Genomic DNA, 17,340 nt, shown 5'->3' on the forward strand with positions numbered 1-17,340 from the left:
GCCTCAGAACCTCTCGGGAAAGAGAAGGGCGAGGACGAGATAGCCCAGCAGGGCGACGGCGACGACGAGACCGGCGATGTTGTCGGCGGTCACAGCTTCGCCACACCTTTGGCGACGAGAGCCACCACCGCGAACAGTGCGATCGTGATGGCGACGAAGGCCGGATCGGCCATCGTGGACTCCTGAATGAGGTCGGAAAGTCGTGGACCTCTAGAGGGAATCCTCTTTTTTCCCGGACGCCGGCGACGTTGACGGGTCCCATACGGCGCGAGGGGCGCGTTTGACGGTTCCCATATACGGATGGGCCCTGCGTGACGTGTGCCTGTGTGCCCGGCGGGAATTCCGCCGGGCACACAGGCACACGAACACAAGAAAAGCAGGCAGACGGGGAGACTGGGAGACGAACGGTCGTCACTCTCCGGCGTCAGCCGGTGCGCGCCGCCGAGGTCCCGGTGACGGCCTCCCGATCACCCTGCCCGCCCTGCCCGGCCGCCCGGACATCGGCGGAACCGGGACTGAGGACACGCTCCGCGAGCGCCCCGAAGATCAGCCCGAAGGCCGTCCACAGCACGGCCTGGACCGCCAGCGAGGCCAGCCTGAACTCCCAGAGCAGCGCGGCCGGGAAGGTCTCCCGTACCGCGTCGGTGTTGGCGGGCAGCAGCAGACAGGCCACCGCCATGACCAGTACGTAGCCGCCGCCGGCGGCGACGGTCGCGTTCCAGTTGCCGAGCGTCGGGGCGAGCCGCCGCCCGGCGATGACGGCGATGACCGCGACCAGCACGCTCAGCACGATCATCAGGAAGAACAGCGTCGTGCGCTTCCCGATGGTGTCGGGATTGCCCACGGCGGGCGGGGTCGCGGGGTACTTGAGGAACGGCACCAGATAGACGGTGGTGAAGGCGGCACCCGCGACCAGCGCGGCCGTCGCCCGGGGCCGGAACCGGCCGGCCCGGCCGACACAGACGGCGAACGCCAGCGAGGCGATGCCGCCCAGGGCGACCCCGTACACGAGGACGCCGGTGGCGAGGCCGAAGGTCGACTGCACGGGCCGGGTGACCAGTTCCGCTTCCTCCTCCTCGGCGGGCGGCGCACCCGCCTCGTCGTGCTCGTGCGCGGGCGCGGACTGCGACTCCTCCAGGGCGATGGAGGAGTCGATGGACGGCTCCCCCACCACGTACGCGAGGGCGAAGGCGAGCAGACCGGCGACGACGCCGGCGATCATGCCGCGGACCAGAAGGTTTCTCACGGTGGACGTGTGCATGGTGGTGTTCTCCGAAGGGCTCCGTCCGTCGGATCAGTGGCAGGGGAAGCCGAGAAGGTGACGGCCGTCGTGCACCCACTCGTGCACACCCGCCCCGGAGAACACCGACGTCGCGCCCTGTTCGGCACCGACGAAGTACAGCAGCACCAGCATCAGCGTCCCCACGAAGACCGCCCAGGGCAGAACCGCCCGCAAGGGCAAGGGAGTCAACTGGGGTATCGCCGATCCGGCGGACGAAGAAACGGCCGGGGGCACGATGGACTCAGCCACGGCACAACCTCCTTGGGAACTCGCGTCCCGTTCGGTGGAGCTCGCACGACGGCCATCGGGTCTGACTCACCAGGCCGTCCCGCCGCGCGTACGCGGGAGCCGCCGGGCATACAGTGGCGCGACCGTGCCGGAATTCCACCGGGCTTCCGTCTCGCCGTCGTGATATCGACGTGAACGTACCGCGATCGGGCAGGTGGGCCAAGAGGCCGACCGCTCGGGCATCCCGGAGACGGCCGGTGCGGGAGGGCTCCCGGAGGTCCCGCCCGGGTGCCCCGCGCGGGCCGTACACCGGGGGCCGTACGACCCTGACGAGCCTGGAGGGGCAGCCTGTGACCACCCGCGTGACGTTGATCTCACCCGCGCTCAGCACCGCGTTGCGGGAGGCGCGCTTCGGCGACGGGCCGCTGGATCCGGCCGGGCTGCGCGCGGCCGAGGCGGCGCGGGACGCGTTCGCCGACCGGGAAGGGGCCACCGCTCCCGGCACGTTGGCCGACGCCGACGGGAAAGGCGCCACCGCTCCGGGCACGTTGGCCGACGCCGACGGGGAAGGGGGCGGCTCCGGGCGGGTGTTCGCGTCTCCCGCCGAGCGCTGCCGGCAGACGGCGGCGGCCCTCGGTCTGGCGGCGGAGCCGCTGGACGACCTGCGCTCCTGCGCGATGGGCCGGTGGCACGGGAGGCGGCTGGACGAGGTGGCCGCCGCGGAACCGGAGGCCGTCGCGGCCTGGTTGGTTGACCCTGCGGCGGCCCCGCACGGCGGCGAGCCGCTGGAGTCGCTGATCACCCGCCTCGGCCGCTGGCTCGACGGGCTGGGGGCCGACGGGAGCCCCGCGTCGGGGCGCCTGGTCGCGGTGGCCGAGCCCGATGTCGTACGGGCGCTGACGGTGCACGCGCTGGGCGCGGCGCCGGGGGCGTTCTGGCGGCTCGACGTACTGCCGCTGACGGCCACGGAGTTGAGCGGGCGGAACGGCCGGTGGAACGTGCGCGTCGGGCGCCCTCTCTAGGAGGCGCGCTCCTCAGAACGCTTGGAACGTGCGCGTCGGGCGTCCTCTTTAGTAGGCGCGCGCTTCAGGAGGCACGCGGAACGCGCCCCGGCGGCCGTCCTCTTCAGGAGGACGGCCGCCGGGTGCCGGACGGAGGTGACGGTCCGTCAGCTCGTGGCGGCCTCGCCCACCAGTTCGCCGAGCACGTCGTCCATCGTCACGAAGCCGAGCACCGTGCCCGCCTCACCCGTCACCGCCGCCAGATGACTGTCCGCGGCCCGCAGCGCGGTCAGCGTGTCGTCGAGCGGGGTGTCGATGCGGACCCGGGTCACCGTGTGCAGCGCCGAGCGCGGGAACGGCTTGGTCCGGTCGGCGACGCCGAGCGTGTCCTTGATGTGCAGATAGCCCAGGACGGCTCCGGCGGGCCCGGTGACCGGTATCCGCGAGAAACCGGCGGACGACGCGATCCGCTCCAGCTCCTCGGGCGTCACCCGGTGGTCGGCGGTGACCATCCGGCGCAGCGGTACGAGGATGTCGCCGACCGGGCGGGTGCCCAGCTCCAGCGCGTCCCGCAGCCGTTCGCCGTCGGCCGGCGAGAGCAGCCCCGCCTCGCTGGAGACGGCGACCATACGGGCGAGTTCGTCGTCGTTGAAGACGGCGGCGACCTCGTCCTTGGGCTCCACCTTGATCAGCCGCAGCAGGACGTTGGCGAACGCGTTGATGCCGAAGATCAGCGGACGCAGCGCCCGGGTCAGCGCGACCAGCGGCGGGCCGAGCAGCAGCGCCGTCCGGGCGGGCGCGGCGAGCGCGATGTTCTTCGGGACCATCTCGCCGAAGAGCATGTGCAGATACGTGGCGACGGTCAGCGCGATCACGAACGCGATGGGGTGCACCAGCGCCTCGGGGACCCGCGCCGCCTCGAAGCCGGGCTCCAGCAGGTGCGCGATGGCCGGTTCGGCGACGGCGCCGAGGACCAGCGACGAGACGGTGATGCCGAGCTGGGCGGTCGCCATCATGGCCGACAGGTGTTCCAGCCCGTACAGGACGGTCCGGGCCCGCTTGTCGCCCTTGTGGGCGTCCGGCTCGACCTGGCTGCGGCGGACCGCGATGAGGGCGAACTCCGCGCCGACGAAGAAGGCGTTGGTGAGCAGCGTCAGTGCGCCGATGGCGAGTTGCAGGGCGGTCATCGGGTCTCTCCCGCGAACTGGCGTGAGGCGGTGCGTGTGTCGGCGCCGGAGCCGGTGCCGGGGTCCGGATCGGTCTTCACGCCGGTGTCCGGGTCCGGATCGGTCTTCGCGTCGGCCTTCGGGTCCGGCTTCGGGTCCGTCCGGGATTCCGCGTCCGGGTCTGCGGAACCCGTCGTGCGGGCCCGTGCCGGCGCGGTGACGCGTACGCGCTCCGCGACATGGTGCTCGATGTCCAGGACATCCAGCCGCCAGCCGTCCAGCTCGACGGTGTCGCCCTCGACGGGGATGCGCGCCAGCCGGGCGGCGACGAGCCCGGCGACGGTCTCGTACGGACCCTCCGGGGCGGCCAGCCCGATCCGCGCCAGCTCGTCGATCCGTACGCCGCCGTCCGCCTCCCAGGTCGCGCGCCCGTCCGCGCTCGGCTGCGCGGGCAGCAGGTCGGGGGTCTCGACGGGGTCGTGCTCGTCGCGGACCTCGCCGACGACCTCCTCGACGATGTCCTCCATGGTGGCCACCCCGGCCGTGCCGCCGTACTCGTCGATGACCACGGCCATCGTGCGCGCGGCGCGCAGCCGGTCCAGCAGCCGGTCGGCGGGCAGGGTGTCGGGCACCAGCAGCGGCTCGGTCGCCAGCTCGGTGACGGACACGAGGGAGCGCCGCTCCGGCTCCAGGGCGAGGACGTCCCGGATGTGGACCGTACCGATCACCTCGTCCAGGCTGACCCGGTAGACCGGGAAGCGGGAGAGGCCGGTGGCGTACGTGAGGTTGGCGGCGTCGGCGGCCGTCGCGCCCGCCTCCAGCGCCTGGACGTCGACGCGGGGCGTCATCACGTTCTCGGCGGTCAGCTCGCCGAGACGCAGCGTCCGTACGAAAAGCTCGGCCGAGTCCTGCTCCAGCGCGCCCTCGGCGGCGGAGTGCCGGGCCAGGGCGATCAGCTCGTCGGGCGTACGGGCGGAGGTCAGCTCGTCGGTGGGCTCCAGGCCCATCCGGCGGACGAACCGGTTCGCGGTGCTGTTGAGATGCCGGATGAGCGGGCCGAAGGCGGCGGTGAAGCCGCGCTGCGGGCCGGCGACGACCTTGGCGACGGCCAGGGGCCGCGAGATCGCCCAGTTCTTGGGGACCAGTTCGCCGATGACCATCAGCACGACCGTGGAGACGGCGACACCGAGGACGGTGGCCACCACCGGGGCGGCCGAACCGAGGCCGATCGCCTCCAGCGGGCCGCGCAGCAGCACGGCCATCGACGGCTCGGCGAGCATGCCGATGACCAGGGAGGTGACGGTGATGCCCAGCTGGGCGCCCGACAGCTGGAGGGTGAGCCGCCGGACGGCCTTGAGGGCGCTCTCGGCGCCGCGCTCACCGGCCTCGGCGGCGCGCTCCAGGCTGTCGCGCTCGACCGTGGTCAGGGAGAACTCGGCGGCGACGAAGACGGCGCAGGCGAGTGTCAGCGCGAGGGCTGTCAGCAGGAAAAGGATCTCGGTCACCGTGCCACCTCCGCTCCGCCGGTCGCACAACGCGGAGGGGAACTGGCACGGCTGGTACTAGGAGGCTCCATCGTGGAACTGCTGCTTCCTTCTTGGTCGGTCGGGTGTCCCCGCCATGGTCGGCCGAAGGGACGGAAGAACATGGTAAAGGAATGGCAAATGGAAAGGGAGGGCCCAGATCGGTCACAAAGAGTGACTCATCTCGCTTCCGTGCCGTCGGGCGGTGATCGCTCCCAGGGTCCGAACCCCGGTCCCGGACCACGCTCCCGAACCCCGCTTCCGGGCTCCTCTCCAGGATTCTCCTTCTCGGATTCTCCTTCTCGGAGTTCCCTCGCCCTCAGAGTTCCCTCGCCGGCCAGTCCAGCAACCGCGCGCCGATCACGGCCGTCTGGAGCGTGTAGCGGTGGAACGGGTCCGCCGGGTCCGATCCGGTCAGTTTGTGTATGCGCTCCAGCCGGTACGTCAGCGCCCGCACGCTCAGGTTCAGCCGCCGCGCCGCCTCCGCCGCCACACACCCCGAGTCGAAGTACGCCGCCAGTGTGTCCAGCAGCGGCCGGGCGCCGCCGCGCGCCTCCTTAAGAGGACCGAGCGCGCTGCGTACGAGATCGGTCAGCGCCTCCCGGTCCCGGCTGAGCACCGGATAGACCAAGAGGTCGTCCGCGCGCAGCACCGGTTCGTCCAGTCCGATGCGCACCGCGAGATCGTGCGCGTTGAGGGCCTCCTCGTACGACTGCACGACACCGCCCGCCCCCGGGTGCGCACGCCCGATGGCGACCCGCCCGCCGTCCGTCGCCGCGTGCGCCTGCTTCGCGAAGTAGGTGAGGACGTCGCTCTCGTCGGCGGGCGCGACACAGATGAGCCGCCCGTCCTTGGTGGTGAGGAGGATGCGGCGGTCACCGAACCGGGAGACCAGGGCGAGTTCCACCCGGCGCGGCACGGAGTCGGTCTCCGCGTACGCCGTCTCCCCGACCGCCACGGCCACCGCGTGCGCGTGGGAGAGCTGGAGCCCGAACCGCCCCGCCCGCTCGGCGAGCCTGCCGAGGTCGCTGCGCCCGTGCAGCAGGTCGTCGATGAACTCCCGCCGGGACGCCTCCTCCCGGCGTACGGCGAGCCGCTGGGCCCGCTCGTAGCCCTCGGCGAACGCGTCCACCGCCTGCTCCACGGCGGCCAGCACACTGTCGGCGGACGCCGCGTCGGCCGGGGACACCGGCCAGGCGTCCCGGGTCGCGGTCAGATGCCCGCTGACGAGGGCGCGCAGGCCGTGCCCGGCCTCGGCGGCCTGCTCGCCCAGCGCGCGCCGGGAGTCGAGTTCGTCGCGGGTGAGGCGGCGGCCGGTCACCGAGACGTCCCGGAGGATGCGGTCGTAGCCCGTCAGGTACTCCTGGAACGGCCCCGGACCGGCGCTCCGGTACGTGCTCCGCCCCGGCGTGCGCCCCGCTGCCCGTTCCGTCGCCCGTTCCGTCCTCAGTTCCGTTGTCAGTCCCGCCGTACGTTCCGTCGTCCGTTCCGTCATTCGAGCCCCCCGGCTTCCCGATCCGTCCTGACGTGTTCTTAACGCGGCTGCGCTCCACCCTGTCAGACGCGTGCCGGGCGATGGCAACCGGCATCAAGGACGCGTAAAGATTGCCGGAATCCGGCAATGCGCGGAAGGCCGTCGAGGTGACAGGATCGGAGCACGAACACGGGGGACAACGGGGGACAGACTTCCGGTGCTGGAGTGCGCGCACTCGCACTCCAGCACCGGATTTGTTCAGATACTTTCCTGTTCGTTCAGACCAACCCTCGGTCCGATCACGTCCGCTCATTCACGGTCGGCCCCGGCGGTTCCGACCGCCACGGACGGCTGCCACGCCGGATCCCGGCCGGTCAGGGCGAGCAGCGAGTCGAACGGGGTGGCGTCCTCCGTCACCGGCCTGGGCTCGCCGAAGGCGCCCATCTTCCGCCCGGTCGGCACCAGCTCCGCGAACTCGGCACTCACCATCCGTACGACGGCTGCGTCCGGCTCGTACGGCTGCCCGGTCGCGCGGGCCAGGTCCCAGGAGTGCAGGAGTACATCGCCGAGGGCCATCGAGCCGACGGTCCGCGCGGGCATGTCCATCGCGCCGGTGACGCCGTCCTCCGCGCCCGGCGCGGCCCACGCCCCGGCCAGCACGGCGAGTTCGGCGGCGAAACGCTCGCCCCGGTCGTCGCCCAGCCGCTCGGGCGCGGCACCGAAGTCGGCCTCGCCCTTGGCCGCGAGCACCTGGAAGTGGGTGACCACCTGGAAGAGGTGGTCGAGCAGGCCCCGTACGTCGTAGTCGGGGCACGGGGTGGGACCGGTGAGCTGGTCGTCGCGTACTCCGCGCAGCACGGGAAGGGCGTCGGCGGAGGCTGTTTCGAGGAGGCTGCTGATGCTGTCGTTCATGGGGCCGACGCTAGGCACGGCGGACCTGCGGGTATTGAACAAACGCGACATAGGATCCCGCCATGGCAGCTCCACGGCGTGACACCCGAGGCATCGTCGACGCCTCCGCCCTGTTCGCGCGGGTCCACTTCCGGCGCCGGCTGCCCGCGCCGGAGCTGCGGCGGTACGTGGAGTCGTACTGGCTGATCGACTGGGACCTGTCGGAGCCGTACGACTCGCACGTCGTCCCGCATCCCTCGGTGAACGTGGTCTTCCAGCGGTTCGGCGCGGCCCCGCCGTGGGGCGAGGTGGCGGGGATCGGTCTGGAGCTGTTCACGCAGCGGCTGGAGGGGCGCGGGCGGGTGTGCGGGGTGAAGTTCCGCCCCGGCGGTTTCCGGCCGTACGCGCCCGCGTCGCCGGTGTCCGCGTGGTCGGGGCGCCGGGTGCCGGTCGCCGAGGTGCTGCCCGCGACGGACCCGGACGTGGCGGCGGTGCTGGACCCTCCTGAGGAGGACGCGCGGGTGGCCGCGCTCGACGCGTATCTCCTCGGTGTGGGCGCGCGGCCCGACCCGAGGGCCGACGAGGCGATGCGGGTGGTCGGGCTGGTCGGCGAGGACCGCACGATCCGGCGGGCGGCGGAGCTGGCGGCGGCGGCCGGGCTGTCGGTGCGCTCGTTGCAGCGGCTGTTCGCCGGGTATGTGGGGGTCGGGCCGAAGTGGGTGATCCTGCGGCACCGTATCCATGAGGCGCTGGAGCGCGCCGAGGCGCGGGAGGAGCTGGACTGGGCGGCGCTGGCGGCGGAACTGGGCTACAGCGACCAGGCGCATCTGGTGCGGGACTTCACGGCGACGGTGGGCGTGCCGCCGACGGCGTACGCGCGCGCGGTCGAGTAGTCCGCCGCGCGGGGGCACCGGTCGGCCGGGGCGCGGGTGGCCGGTGTGCCCATGTGCCGGCCTGCTGTGCCGCCGTCCGCTTTCCGCCGTCGTCGTCCGCTGTCCGTCGTCCGCCGTCGGCCCGGTGGGGGTGGGCTTCCCGGGGCGTTGTCAGTGGTCCGCCCTACAGTCGGTTCCATGGAGATGACAGCACCCCGGGTGCGGCTGGAGCCATGGTCCCTGCGGGACCTCGGGCTGCTGCGTGCCGCGAACGCGCCGGAGCTGATGACGCACCTGGGCGGCCCGGAGTCGGAGGAGCGGCTCCTGTCCCGGCATCTCAGATACGTGGCGCTGAGCACCAACCCGATGGCCGACGGCCTGATGTTCCGGATCGTGCTGCTGCCGGACGAGGAGCCGGTGGGCAACATCGGCTTCTGGCCGACCACCTGGCGGGACCAGGGGGTGTACGAGGCGGGCTGGACGGTGCTGGGCGAGTTCCAGGGACGCGGGCTCGCGGTGGCCGCGACGAGGGAGGTGGCGAAGCTGGCGCGGGCGGGCGGTCGGCACCGCTGGCTGATGGCGCACCCGTCGGTGGCGAACGCGCCGTCGAACGGGGTCTGCCGCAAGGCGGGCTTCGTGCTGCTCGGGGAGGCCGAGATCGAGTATCCGGCCGGTCACCTCATGCGCTGCAACGAATGGCGGCTCGACCTCGAAGCGGCAGGCGAAAGGGCGGACGAGGCGATATGAGGGCCCGGCGCGGTCCTGCGGGGCCGTCCCCGGGCGGCCCTGAACGGTCACGGCCGGCCCCCGACCGGTTCCGACCGGCCCCCCGGAGGGTTCCGACCGGCCCCGGGACGAAGCGGGCGCCTCGCCCGGAAAGCCCTGGCCCGCCGCAGCGCCCCGGTGTCATGCTGACGGCGTGAACGGACCGGAGATCCACCTCACCTTCGCCCCTGAGCTGCATGTCTTCGTCCCGGCCGGACGGCGCGGCGGACCCACCGCCGTCACGACGGACGGCTCGTCCACGCTCGGCCATGTGGTCGAGTCCCTGGGCGTCCCCCTCACCGAGGCCGGTCAACTCCTGGTCGACGGCAGCCCGGTGGCCCGGTCGCACGTCCCGTCGGCGGGCGAGTCGGTGGAGGTACGGGCGGTGGTCCGCCCCCAGCACGTACCGGGCGCGCCGCTGCGCTTCCTGCTCGACGTCCATCTCGGCACGCTGGCCCGCCGGATGCGGCTGCTGGGTGTCGACGCGGCGTACGAGAGCGAGGACATCGGCGACGCGGCGCTGGCCGCGCTGTCGGCGAGGGAACGGCGGGTCATGCTCTCCCGCGACCGGGGTCTGCTGCGGCGCCGGGAGATCTGGGCGGGGGCGTACATCTACAGCGACCGTACGGACGACCAACTGCGCGACGTACTGCGCCGGTTCGCGCCCGCGCTGGCCCCCTGGACGCGCTGCACGGCGTGCAACGGGTCGCTCGGCCCCGCCGACAAGGACTCCGTGGCGGACCAACTGGAGCGGGGCACGCAGCGTACGTACGACGTGTTCGCGCGGTGCACGTCCTGCGACCGGGTCTACTGGCGCGGCGCGCACCACGCCCGGCTCGCGGCGATCGTGGACGAGGCGGTCCGCGAATTCGGCGGCGCGGCGGCGTAGTTGGCGGGGCCCGGTCCCGGCGGTCCCGGCCTCCGCACCTCACAGCACACCTCACGGCACACCCCGGCGGGGATCCCGTGCGGCCGTCCGGCGGGCCGCCCGTCACCGCCCCGTGGCAGGCTGGCCCCATGCTCGTCGCCCGCTCCGTCGCCCTGTTCGCCGTCGCCGCCCTCTTCGAGATCGGCGGCGCGTGGCTCGTCTGGCAGGGCGTGCGCGAACACAAGGGCTGGATCTGGATCGGCGCCGGCGTCATCGCGCTCGGCCTGTACGGGTTCGTCGCGACGCTCCAGCCCGACGGCGAGTTCGGCCGCATCCTCGCGGCGTACGGCGGCGTCTTCGTCGCCGGTTCGATCGCCTGGGGCGTGGTCGCCGACGGCTACCGCCCCGACCGCTACGACATCACCGGGGCGCTGATCTGTCTCGTCGGCATGGCCGTGCTGATGTACGCCCCGCGCGGCCACTGACCGTCGCAACCCGCTTATCCTGGCCGCAAGTCGATCAGCCGACCCCACGCGCGAGGAGCACGCCATGACCGTCGCCGGCATCCCCACCGCCGTCGTCACCGGAGCGAGCAGCGGCATCGGCGCCGCGACCGCCCGCAGGCTCGCCGCGGCAGGCCATCACGTCGTCGTGACCGCCCGCCGCAAGGACCGTATCGAGGCGCTGGCCGCCGAGATCAACGCGGCCGGGCACTCCGCCACCGCCCATGTCCTCGACGTCACCGACCGCGCGGCCGTCGACGCGTTCGCCGCCGGGCTCGCCGAACTCCCGTCCGTGGACGTGCTGGTCGCCAACGCGGGCGGCGCGCTCGGCGCGGACACGGTCGCCGGCGGCGACCCGGAGGACTGGCGCCGGATGTTCGAGACGAACGTCATCGGCACCCTCCACACCACCCAGGCCCTGCTGCCCGCCCTCACCGCGAGCGGCAACGGCACGGTGGTGGTCCTCACCTCCACCGCCGGTCACGGCACGTACGAGGGCGGCGGCGGCTACGTCGCGGCCAAGCACGGCGAACACGTCCTCGCGGAAACGCTCCGGCTGGAGATCGTGGGCACCCCGGTCCGGGTGATCGAGGTGGCGCCGGGCATGGTCAAGACGGAGGAGTTCGCCTCCACGCGCTTCCGGGGGGACACCGAACGGGCGGCGAAGGTGTACGAGGGGGTCGCCGAACCGCTCACGGCGGACGACGTGGCGGACACCATCACCTGGGCGGTCACCCGCCCCCACCACGTGAACATCGACCTCCTGGTGGTCCGCCCGCGCGCCCAGGCGTCCAACACGAAGGTGCACCGCGAGCGCTGATCGGCATCCGCCGGGGCCGGGGCCGGCTCCGGCGCACGGAACTCCTCGCCCTCACCGACCCCGACCGCCCCCGTCAGCCCTTCACACACACCACCTGCTTGAGCTTCGCGACCACCTCGACCAGATCCCGCTGCTGGTCGATGACCTTCTCGATCGACTTGTACGCGCCCGGGATCTCGTCCACGACGCCGGAGTCCTTACGGCACTCCACGCCCCGCGTCTGCTCCTCCAGGTCCTTGGTCGAGAAACGCTTCTTCGCCGCGTTACGGCTCATGCGCCGCCCCGCGCCGTGCGACGCGGAGTTGAAGGACGCCTCGTTGCCGAGTCCCTTCACGATGTACGAGCCGGTGCCCATGGAGCCGGGGATGATCCCGTAGTCGCCGCTGCCCGCGCGGATCGCGCCCTTGCGGGTGACGAGCAGGTCCATGCCGTCGTACCGCTCCTCCGACACGTAGTTGTGGTGGCAGGAGATGACCGGTTCGAAGGTGACCCCGGCCTTCCTGAACTCCTTGCGGACGACCTCCTTGAAGAGGTCCATCATCACGGCACGGTTGTGGCTCGCGTACTCCTGCGCCCAGAACAGATCGTTGCGGTACGCCCGCATCTGCGGGGTGTCGGAGACGAAGACCGCCAGGTCGGGATCGATCAGGTCCTGGTTGTGCGGGAGACTCCGGGCCACGCCGATGTGGAAGTCGGCCAGTTCGTTGCCGATGTTCCGGGAGCCGGAGTGGAGCATCAGCCAGACGGAACCAGTCGAATCGATACAAAACTCGATAAAATGATTACCGCCACCTAGTGTTCCCATCTGCCTCACGGCGCGCTGCTGACGGAATTTGACCGACTCGGCGATCCCGTCGAACCGCGCCCAGAAGTCGCTCCAGCCCGCCCCGGCCCCTTCCGGCTCCACCAGGTCCTCGTGCATCCCCCGCCCCACCGGAATGGCCTCCTCGATCCGGGAGCGGAGGCGGGACAGGTCGCCCGGCAGGTCGTTGGCCGTCAGGGACGTCTTCACCGCCGACATGCCGCAGCCGATGTCGACGCCCACCGCCGCCGGGCAGACCGCGTCCCGCATCGCGATGACCGAGCCCACCGTGGCGCCCTTGCCGAAGTGGACGTCCGGCATCACGGCGAGGCCCTTGATCCACGGCAGCGTCGCCACGTTGCGCAACTGGCGCATCGCGACGTCCTCGACGGACGCCGGGTCGGTCCACATACGGATGGGGACGTTCTCTCCCGGCACTTCGACGTACGACATAACTCCTCGATTCCCCCGAAAGTCTGAAAGAGCAAAAACCGGAACCAGGAACGCCAAACCAGACAACGAACCGGCATCTACGGCAGTGCTTGAGGTACACATTGTGTCCACCGCACGCCATGCGGCGGCAAACCCTTTTCGCATGAACCCGCCATGTGCGCCGGACCCGGAACCGGCGCGGCACCTGCGTAGTTCTAGCCTGTACGACCAGCTAGAACTCACGTCCGCCTCACGCGAACCGGCACACGGATCCGCCCGCCGACCGGACAAGACAGACCAGCAAGCAGACCAGCACACCGACCACCGCGCAGACAAGGGAGCCCAGGGACCGTGCAGCGAAAGGCGAAGGCGTACGCGACCGGCCTGATGGCGCTGTTCGTGACGCTCGTCGCGGGGTGCACCTCCGGCGACGGCGGCGACGACTCCGGCATCGACGCCAAGGCCGGTACGCCGACCGCCTCCAGCGCGCCGCCGGGCAAGTACCGCACCCTGCGCGAGCCGTGCGGCTCCGTGGACCGCGCCACGCTGCGCGATCTGCTGCCGGGCGCCGCCCAGCTCCCCGAGGAGCAGCAGCAGAAGGCGCTCAAGGGCACGGCCGCGGTGACGTACGACACCGACCGCCGCGTCGGGTGCTCGTGGTCCGCCGACGCCCCGAGCGCCTCGCACCACCTGGTGATCGACGTGGAACGCGTCGTCTCCTACGACCCGTCGGTGAGTGACGCCGACAAGGCGCAGGAGGTGTACGCGAAGAAAGAGGACGCCGCCGCCCTGCCGCCGCCCGCGGCGGTCTCGCAGGACCCGTCCGACGAGGCGTCCAGCACGGAGGGCGCGGAGGGCGCGGACAAGCCGGGCGGGACGGACGACGCCGGCGAACCGGTCGCGAGCGGCGCCGCCCCGGACCCCTCCGGGTCGCCCTCCGCCGACAAGACCCCGCACACCGCTTCAGCACCCGGCACCGGCGCGACCTCCACCCCCTCCGAGAGCGACCCGCCCCCCGGCCTCCAGCCCCGCCTGCTGGAGGATCTCGGCGACGCGGCGTTCGTGGACGACGTATACGCGTCGTCCGGTTCGGCCGCGAAGCGCCGTACGGTCAGCGTGGTCTTCCGCACATCCAACGTCGTCGTGACGGTGCGGTACGCGGAGCAGCCGACCTACCCGACGACGGTCCCCGACAGCAAGGAACTCCAGGAAAAGGCCAGGGGACTGGCCCGGCAGCTGGCCGACCAGCTCGACGAGTAGCGGCGCCGGAGCGCCGTCGCGGCCGGGCGCCGGCGCGGGGCCGAGTACGCCGCTCGCACCCGGCGGCGGGCCCCGGCCGGTTACCGTGGCCGATCGGACCGTACGACCACCGAGTGACCGAGTGAAGGAACCATGCAGCGATCAGCCCCGCGACCCAGCAGCTCCCGCACCCGCACCCGCCTTCGCATGCTCGCGTGCGCGGCCGTCCCGCTGATGGTCGTCGCGGCGGGCTGCTCGTCCGACTCCGAGGGCCCCACGGACGCGGACAAGCCCGCGCCCGCGACGTCGAAGGCCGAGGCCAAGGTCGCCCCCGCGAAGTTCGCCACCCTGCCGGCGGACCTGTGCAAGACGGTCAGCGCGAAGACGGTCGCGGACCTGGTGCCCGCGACGAAGGACAAGTCGGGCTCGGCGGGCAAGTCCTCGGACATCACGACGCGCGGCAGCTGCTCGTGGAACGGCCTGGACGACAACGGCGTCAAGGGCTCGCAGTACCGGTGGCTGGACGTCTCCTTCATGCGGTACGACTCCGACGCGACCCTCGGCTCGGGCCAGGACCGCGCCGCGGAGTACTACAAGGAAGTGGTCGCCACCGCCCAGGGCACCAAGGGCGCGAAGAACGTGAAGTCGGCCCCGGCCGCCGGTGTCGGCTCGGAGGCGACGGCGATCACGTACGGCATAACGATGACGGACGAGCTGTTCGGCAACGTGACGATCGCGGCCCGCTCGGAGAACGTGGTGATCACGCTCACGTACAACGGCGCGGGCTACGCGGGCGCCAAGTCCCCGGCGGCGGCGGACCTGGTGGCGGACGCGACGAAGGCGGCCAAGGAAGTGGTGGCGACCCTGCCGTCGGCGAGCAAGGCAGCGAGCTGACGTCGGCCTCGGGCCGCCCCGGGCCGCCCCGAGCCGCCGGCCGCCCCCAGCCCCCGGGGGCACCGGGCCGTTGAGGCCGTGGACCAGTGAGGCCGTGGGCCGGTGAGGCAACGGACCGCTGAGGCAGTGGACCGGTAAGGCAGCGTGCGGGTCACGCCGTGGGCCGGTGAGGCAGCGGACGGATGACACCGTGGGCGGGTAAGGCCCCCGGCTCCCGGCCGACAACCGGAGCCCCCGGTCGCCCCGAGCCCCGGGGGCAACGGGCAGGTAAGGCCGCGTGCGAGTGAGGCAGCGGGCCGGTGACGCCGTGCGTCGGCAAGGCAGTGGACCGGTGACGCCGCGTGCGGGCCACGCCGTGGGCCGGCGAGGCCCCCGGCCGACGCCCGGGGCCGCCCGGACCGGACCGCTCCCCCGCCCCCGCCTGCCCACGCGCGCCCCCGCCCACCAGGCCACCGCCCCCGCCCGGACCGCCCCTCCCACCCCGCTCCCCCGGGCCACCGCTCCCGCCACTCACGAGTCCGTCACAGCCCCATCACAGTCCGCCCGGCAATCACGGACAAAGCACCCGCCCGTCCGGCCCCCGCCCGCCAACTCCCCGGCCGCGCAGGGCTCCCCGGGCAACAGCACCCGTACACATGTGCCAGGCTGTGCCCGCCAGATGTCCATGACGGGAGGGGCCACGGGTGGCCGCGATGCAGCTCACTCGCACGCACCGAATACTCATCGGCGTCGTCGTCGCCGGCGCCGTTCTCATCGCCGCGATCGGCTTCGCGGGGTCCTACGCCGCCGTGCGCGAACTCGCCGAGCAGAAGGGCTTCGGCAAGTTCTCGATCGTCTTCCCGATCGGAATCGACGCGGGCATCTGCGTCCTGCTGGCGCTCGACCTCCTGCTGACCTGGCTGCGGATCCCGTTCCCGCTGCTGCGCCAGACCGCCTGGATGCTGACCGCCGCCACCATCGCCTTCAACGGCGCCGCCGCCTGGCCCGACCCGCTCGGCGTCGGTATGCACGCGGTGATCCCGATCCTCTTCGTCGTCGCGGTCGAGGCGGCCCGTCACGCGGTGGGCCGCATCGCGGACATCACCGCCGACAAGCACATGGAGGGTGTCCGCCTCACCCGCTGGCTGCTGTCGCCGATCCCGACGTTCAAGCTGTGGCGCCGGATGAAGCTGTGGGAGATCCGCCGTTACGAGGACATCATCCAACTCGAACAGGACCGCCTCATCTACCAGGCGCGTCTCCAGGCCCGCTACGGCCGCAACTGGCGCCGCAAGGCGCCCATCGAGGCCATGATGCCGCTGCGGCTCGCCAAGTACGGGGTCCCGCTCACCGAGACCGGCCCCGCCGGACTCGCCGCCGCCGGCATCGAACCGGCCCTTCTCCCGCCCGCGCCCGCCCCCGTCCAGTCGGTGACAGCCGCCCCGCCCGTGGCCGAACTCCCCCAGGTGGGACCCCCGCCGAAGCTGAAGCAGGCACAGGAGCAGCAGCGGGACCGGGAGCAGGAGCAGGAACAGCAGCCGCAGCTCACCGAGGAGGAGTGGATCCAGCTCCAGAAGGAGGAGCAGTGGGCGCGCGAGCAGGAGGAGCAGCACCAGGCCCCGGACGCCGTCGACGCCCCGCAGGGAAACCCCTGGTTCGCCGCCCAGCGCCCGCCGGAGGCCCCGTACCAGGGGGCGTACGACCCCGCGTACGACCCTCAGCAGTACGAGGAGCGGTACGAGCCGTACGAGCAGGCGCACCAGCAGGCCGACGAGCGGTACGCCCCGTACGGGGAGCGGCACGCGGAGCCGGCCGACCCGGCCGAGCGGTACGAGGACCAGCAGGCCACCGCCCCGGACCAGGCGCAGCAGCCCCACCGGGACGCCCCGTCCCGCCGCCCCCTCGGCCCCCAGCCCCCGACCGACTTCGAGCCCGCTCCCGAGCAGGAGTCCGAGCCCGAGCCGGAGCTGGAGGAGCTGCCGACCGCTTCCCTGCCCGACGGGATGAGCCGCGAGGAGGCGTACTTCACGGCCTTCCGCAGGTACGTCAGTGAGCGTCAGGACTATCCCAACGCCCGCCAGTTCGCGATCTACTTGCAGGACCTGTACGGCGTGACGGGCCGCTCGGGCGGCCCGCTGAGCGAGAGCTCCCTGCGCGCGTACCTGAAGGACTTCCGCCGTCGCTACCAGGAACAACTCGACGCGCAGGACGCCGAACACATCGCCTAGACACGTTCGACGAGTTCGGACACGCTCAGACACGTTGCTCGCGTGTCCCGCGGGTCGCCTCCCCCCACAGGGCCGGCGCCGCGCCCACGACCGCGAGTACCACGTACAGCGCGGTGGGCGGACTGTCGATGACGGTGTGCACCAGACCCCGGTCGCTGTCACTGAGGACGCGTCCGGTGACGCCGATGGCTCCCCGGATCCCGAGGACCCAGCCGACGATTTCCACGGTTTCTTTCATGCCTCCGGCGTCGCGTCCGAAATGCCGGATTTCGTCGTGCGTGAGGCCGAACCACGAGTGCACCGAACGATGCGGTGACACCACGCCGAGCGGTGCGGTGCCACCTGCGCCGAACGGCCCGGAAACACCTGCGGC

General features: G+C 72.3%; 18 protein-coding genes. 9 read left to right on the plus strand and 9 right to left on the minus strand.

Annotation, left to right across the window (positions count from 1 at the left end; all coding sequences use genetic code 11):
- Window positions 1-3: 3 nt before the first annotated feature.
- From kdpF to OG875_RS12330, 3 genes are all read right to left on the minus strand, one after another.
- Entirely contained in the window at window positions 4-93 is a 90-nt protein-coding gene (kdpF, locus tag OG875_RS12320) for a K(+)-transporting ATPase subunit F (RefSeq protein ID WP_330174253.1), read from the minus strand.
- A gap of 331 nt (window positions 94-424) precedes the next feature.
- Window positions 425-1,261 (minus strand): CbtA family protein, encoded by an 837-nt coding sequence (locus tag OG875_RS12325; RefSeq protein ID WP_330174254.1) that lies wholly within the window; start codon window positions 1,259-1,261, stop codon window positions 425-427.
- A 33-nt stretch (window positions 1,262-1,294) separates the two neighbouring features.
- Window positions 1,295-1,531 carry a CbtB domain-containing protein gene (locus OG875_RS12330; RefSeq protein WP_330174255.1) on the minus strand — a complete coding sequence of 79 codons (237 nt, stop codon included), beginning with the start codon at window positions 1,529-1,531 and terminating at the stop codon, window positions 1,295-1,297.
- Window positions 1,532-1,860: 329 nt separating this feature from the next.
- Here OG875_RS12330 and OG875_RS12335 point away from each other — a divergent pair, with 329 nt between their 5' ends.
- Window positions 1,861-2,532 (plus strand): histidine phosphatase family protein, encoded by a 672-nt coding sequence (locus tag OG875_RS12335; RefSeq protein WP_330174256.1) that lies wholly within the window; start codon window positions 1,861-1,863, stop codon window positions 2,530-2,532.
- A gap of 146 nt (window positions 2,533-2,678) precedes the next feature.
- On the opposite strand, the gene OG875_RS12340 is transcribed toward OG875_RS12335, so the two are convergent.
- The 4 genes from OG875_RS12340 to OG875_RS12355 all read right to left on the minus strand — a co-directional run bounded on the left by OG875_RS12340 (window position 2,679) and on the right by OG875_RS12355 (window position 7,586).
- Complete coding sequence (locus OG875_RS12340; protein WP_330174257.1) at window positions 2,679-3,698, minus strand: hemolysin family protein; 1,020 nt, start codon at window positions 3,696-3,698, stop codon at window positions 2,679-2,681.
- Entirely contained in the window at window positions 3,695-5,182 is a 1,488-nt protein-coding gene (locus OG875_RS12345; protein ID WP_330174258.1) for a hemolysin family protein, read from the minus strand. Before OG875_RS12345 ends, OG875_RS12340 begins: the two co-directional genes overlap by 4 nt.
- 337 nt (window positions 5,183-5,519) lie before the next feature.
- A complete protein-coding gene (locus OG875_RS12350) occupies window positions 5,520-6,695 on the minus strand; it encodes a PucR family transcriptional regulator (RefSeq protein WP_330174259.1) in 1,176 nt (391 codons plus the stop codon).
- A gap of 288 nt (window positions 6,696-6,983) precedes the next feature.
- Window positions 6,984-7,586 (minus strand): TIGR03086 family metal-binding protein, encoded by a 603-nt coding sequence (locus tag OG875_RS12355; protein WP_330174260.1) that lies wholly within the window; start codon window positions 7,584-7,586, stop codon window positions 6,984-6,986.
- Between the two features lie 62 nt (window positions 7,587-7,648).
- Here OG875_RS12355 and OG875_RS12360 point away from each other — a divergent pair, with 62 nt between their 5' ends.
- The 5 genes from OG875_RS12360 to OG875_RS12380 all read left to right on the plus strand — a co-directional run bounded on the left by OG875_RS12360 (window position 7,649) and on the right by OG875_RS12380 (window position 11,393).
- Window positions 7,649-8,458, plus strand: coding sequence for an AraC family transcriptional regulator (locus tag OG875_RS12360; RefSeq protein ID WP_330174261.1), 810 nt, complete (start codon window positions 7,649-7,651; stop codon window positions 8,456-8,458).
- Between the two features lie 177 nt (window positions 8,459-8,635).
- Window positions 8,636-9,184, plus strand: a complete 549-nt coding sequence (locus tag OG875_RS12365; RefSeq protein ID WP_330174262.1) for a GNAT family N-acetyltransferase — start codon at window positions 8,636-8,638, stop codon at window positions 9,182-9,184.
- Between the two features lie 172 nt (window positions 9,185-9,356).
- Complete coding sequence (locus OG875_RS12370) at window positions 9,357-10,091, plus strand: Mut7-C RNAse domain-containing protein (RefSeq protein WP_330174263.1); 735 nt, start codon at window positions 9,357-9,359, stop codon at window positions 10,089-10,091.
- A 128-nt stretch (window positions 10,092-10,219) separates the two neighbouring features.
- The gene (locus OG875_RS12375; protein ID WP_330174264.1) at window positions 10,220-10,555 is read left to right on the plus strand and encodes a YnfA family protein; all 336 of its coding nucleotides are present in this window, start codon (window positions 10,220-10,222) and stop codon (window positions 10,553-10,555) included.
- A 64-nt stretch (window positions 10,556-10,619) separates the two neighbouring features.
- Window positions 10,620-11,393 (plus strand): SDR family oxidoreductase, encoded by a 774-nt coding sequence (locus OG875_RS12380; RefSeq protein ID WP_330174265.1) that lies wholly within the window; start codon window positions 10,620-10,622, stop codon window positions 11,391-11,393.
- Between the two features lie 73 nt (window positions 11,394-11,466).
- Here OG875_RS12380 and OG875_RS12385 read toward each other — a convergent pair whose 3' ends face one another.
- Window positions 11,467-12,648 carry an RtcB family protein gene (locus OG875_RS12385; protein ID WP_330174266.1) on the minus strand — a complete coding sequence of 394 codons (1,182 nt, stop codon included), beginning with the start codon at window positions 12,646-12,648 and terminating at the stop codon, window positions 11,467-11,469.
- A gap of 366 nt (window positions 12,649-13,014) precedes the next feature.
- On the opposite strand from OG875_RS12385, the gene OG875_RS12390 reads away from it, so the two are divergent.
- The 3 genes from OG875_RS12390 to OG875_RS12400 all read left to right on the plus strand — a co-directional run bounded on the left by OG875_RS12390 (window position 13,015) and on the right by OG875_RS12400 (window position 16,967).
- A complete protein-coding gene (locus tag OG875_RS12390; RefSeq protein ID WP_330177724.1) occupies window positions 13,015-13,887 on the plus strand; it encodes a DUF3558 domain-containing protein in 873 nt (290 codons plus the stop codon).
- Between the two features lie 132 nt (window positions 13,888-14,019).
- The gene (locus OG875_RS12395) at window positions 14,020-14,760 is read left to right on the plus strand and encodes a DUF3558 domain-containing protein (protein ID WP_330174267.1); all 741 of its coding nucleotides are present in this window, start codon (window positions 14,020-14,022) and stop codon (window positions 14,758-14,760) included.
- Window positions 14,761-15,443: 683 nt separating this feature from the next.
- Window positions 15,444-16,967 (plus strand): DUF2637 domain-containing protein, encoded by a 1,524-nt coding sequence (locus OG875_RS12400; RefSeq protein WP_330174268.1) that lies wholly within the window; start codon window positions 15,444-15,446, stop codon window positions 16,965-16,967.
- Window positions 16,968-16,992: 25 nt separating this feature from the next.
- Here OG875_RS12400 and OG875_RS12405 read toward each other — a convergent pair whose 3' ends face one another.
- The gene (locus OG875_RS12405) at window positions 16,993-17,205 is read right to left on the minus strand and encodes a hypothetical protein (protein ID WP_330174269.1); all 213 of its coding nucleotides are present in this window, start codon (window positions 17,203-17,205) and stop codon (window positions 16,993-16,995) included.
- Window positions 17,206-17,340: the final 135 nt, after the last annotated feature.

It is taken from the genome of Streptomyces sp. NBC_01498 (assembly GCF_036327775.1).
In the GTDB taxonomy this organism is placed as follows: domain Bacteria; phylum Actinomycetota; class Actinomycetes; order Streptomycetales; family Streptomycetaceae; genus Streptomyces.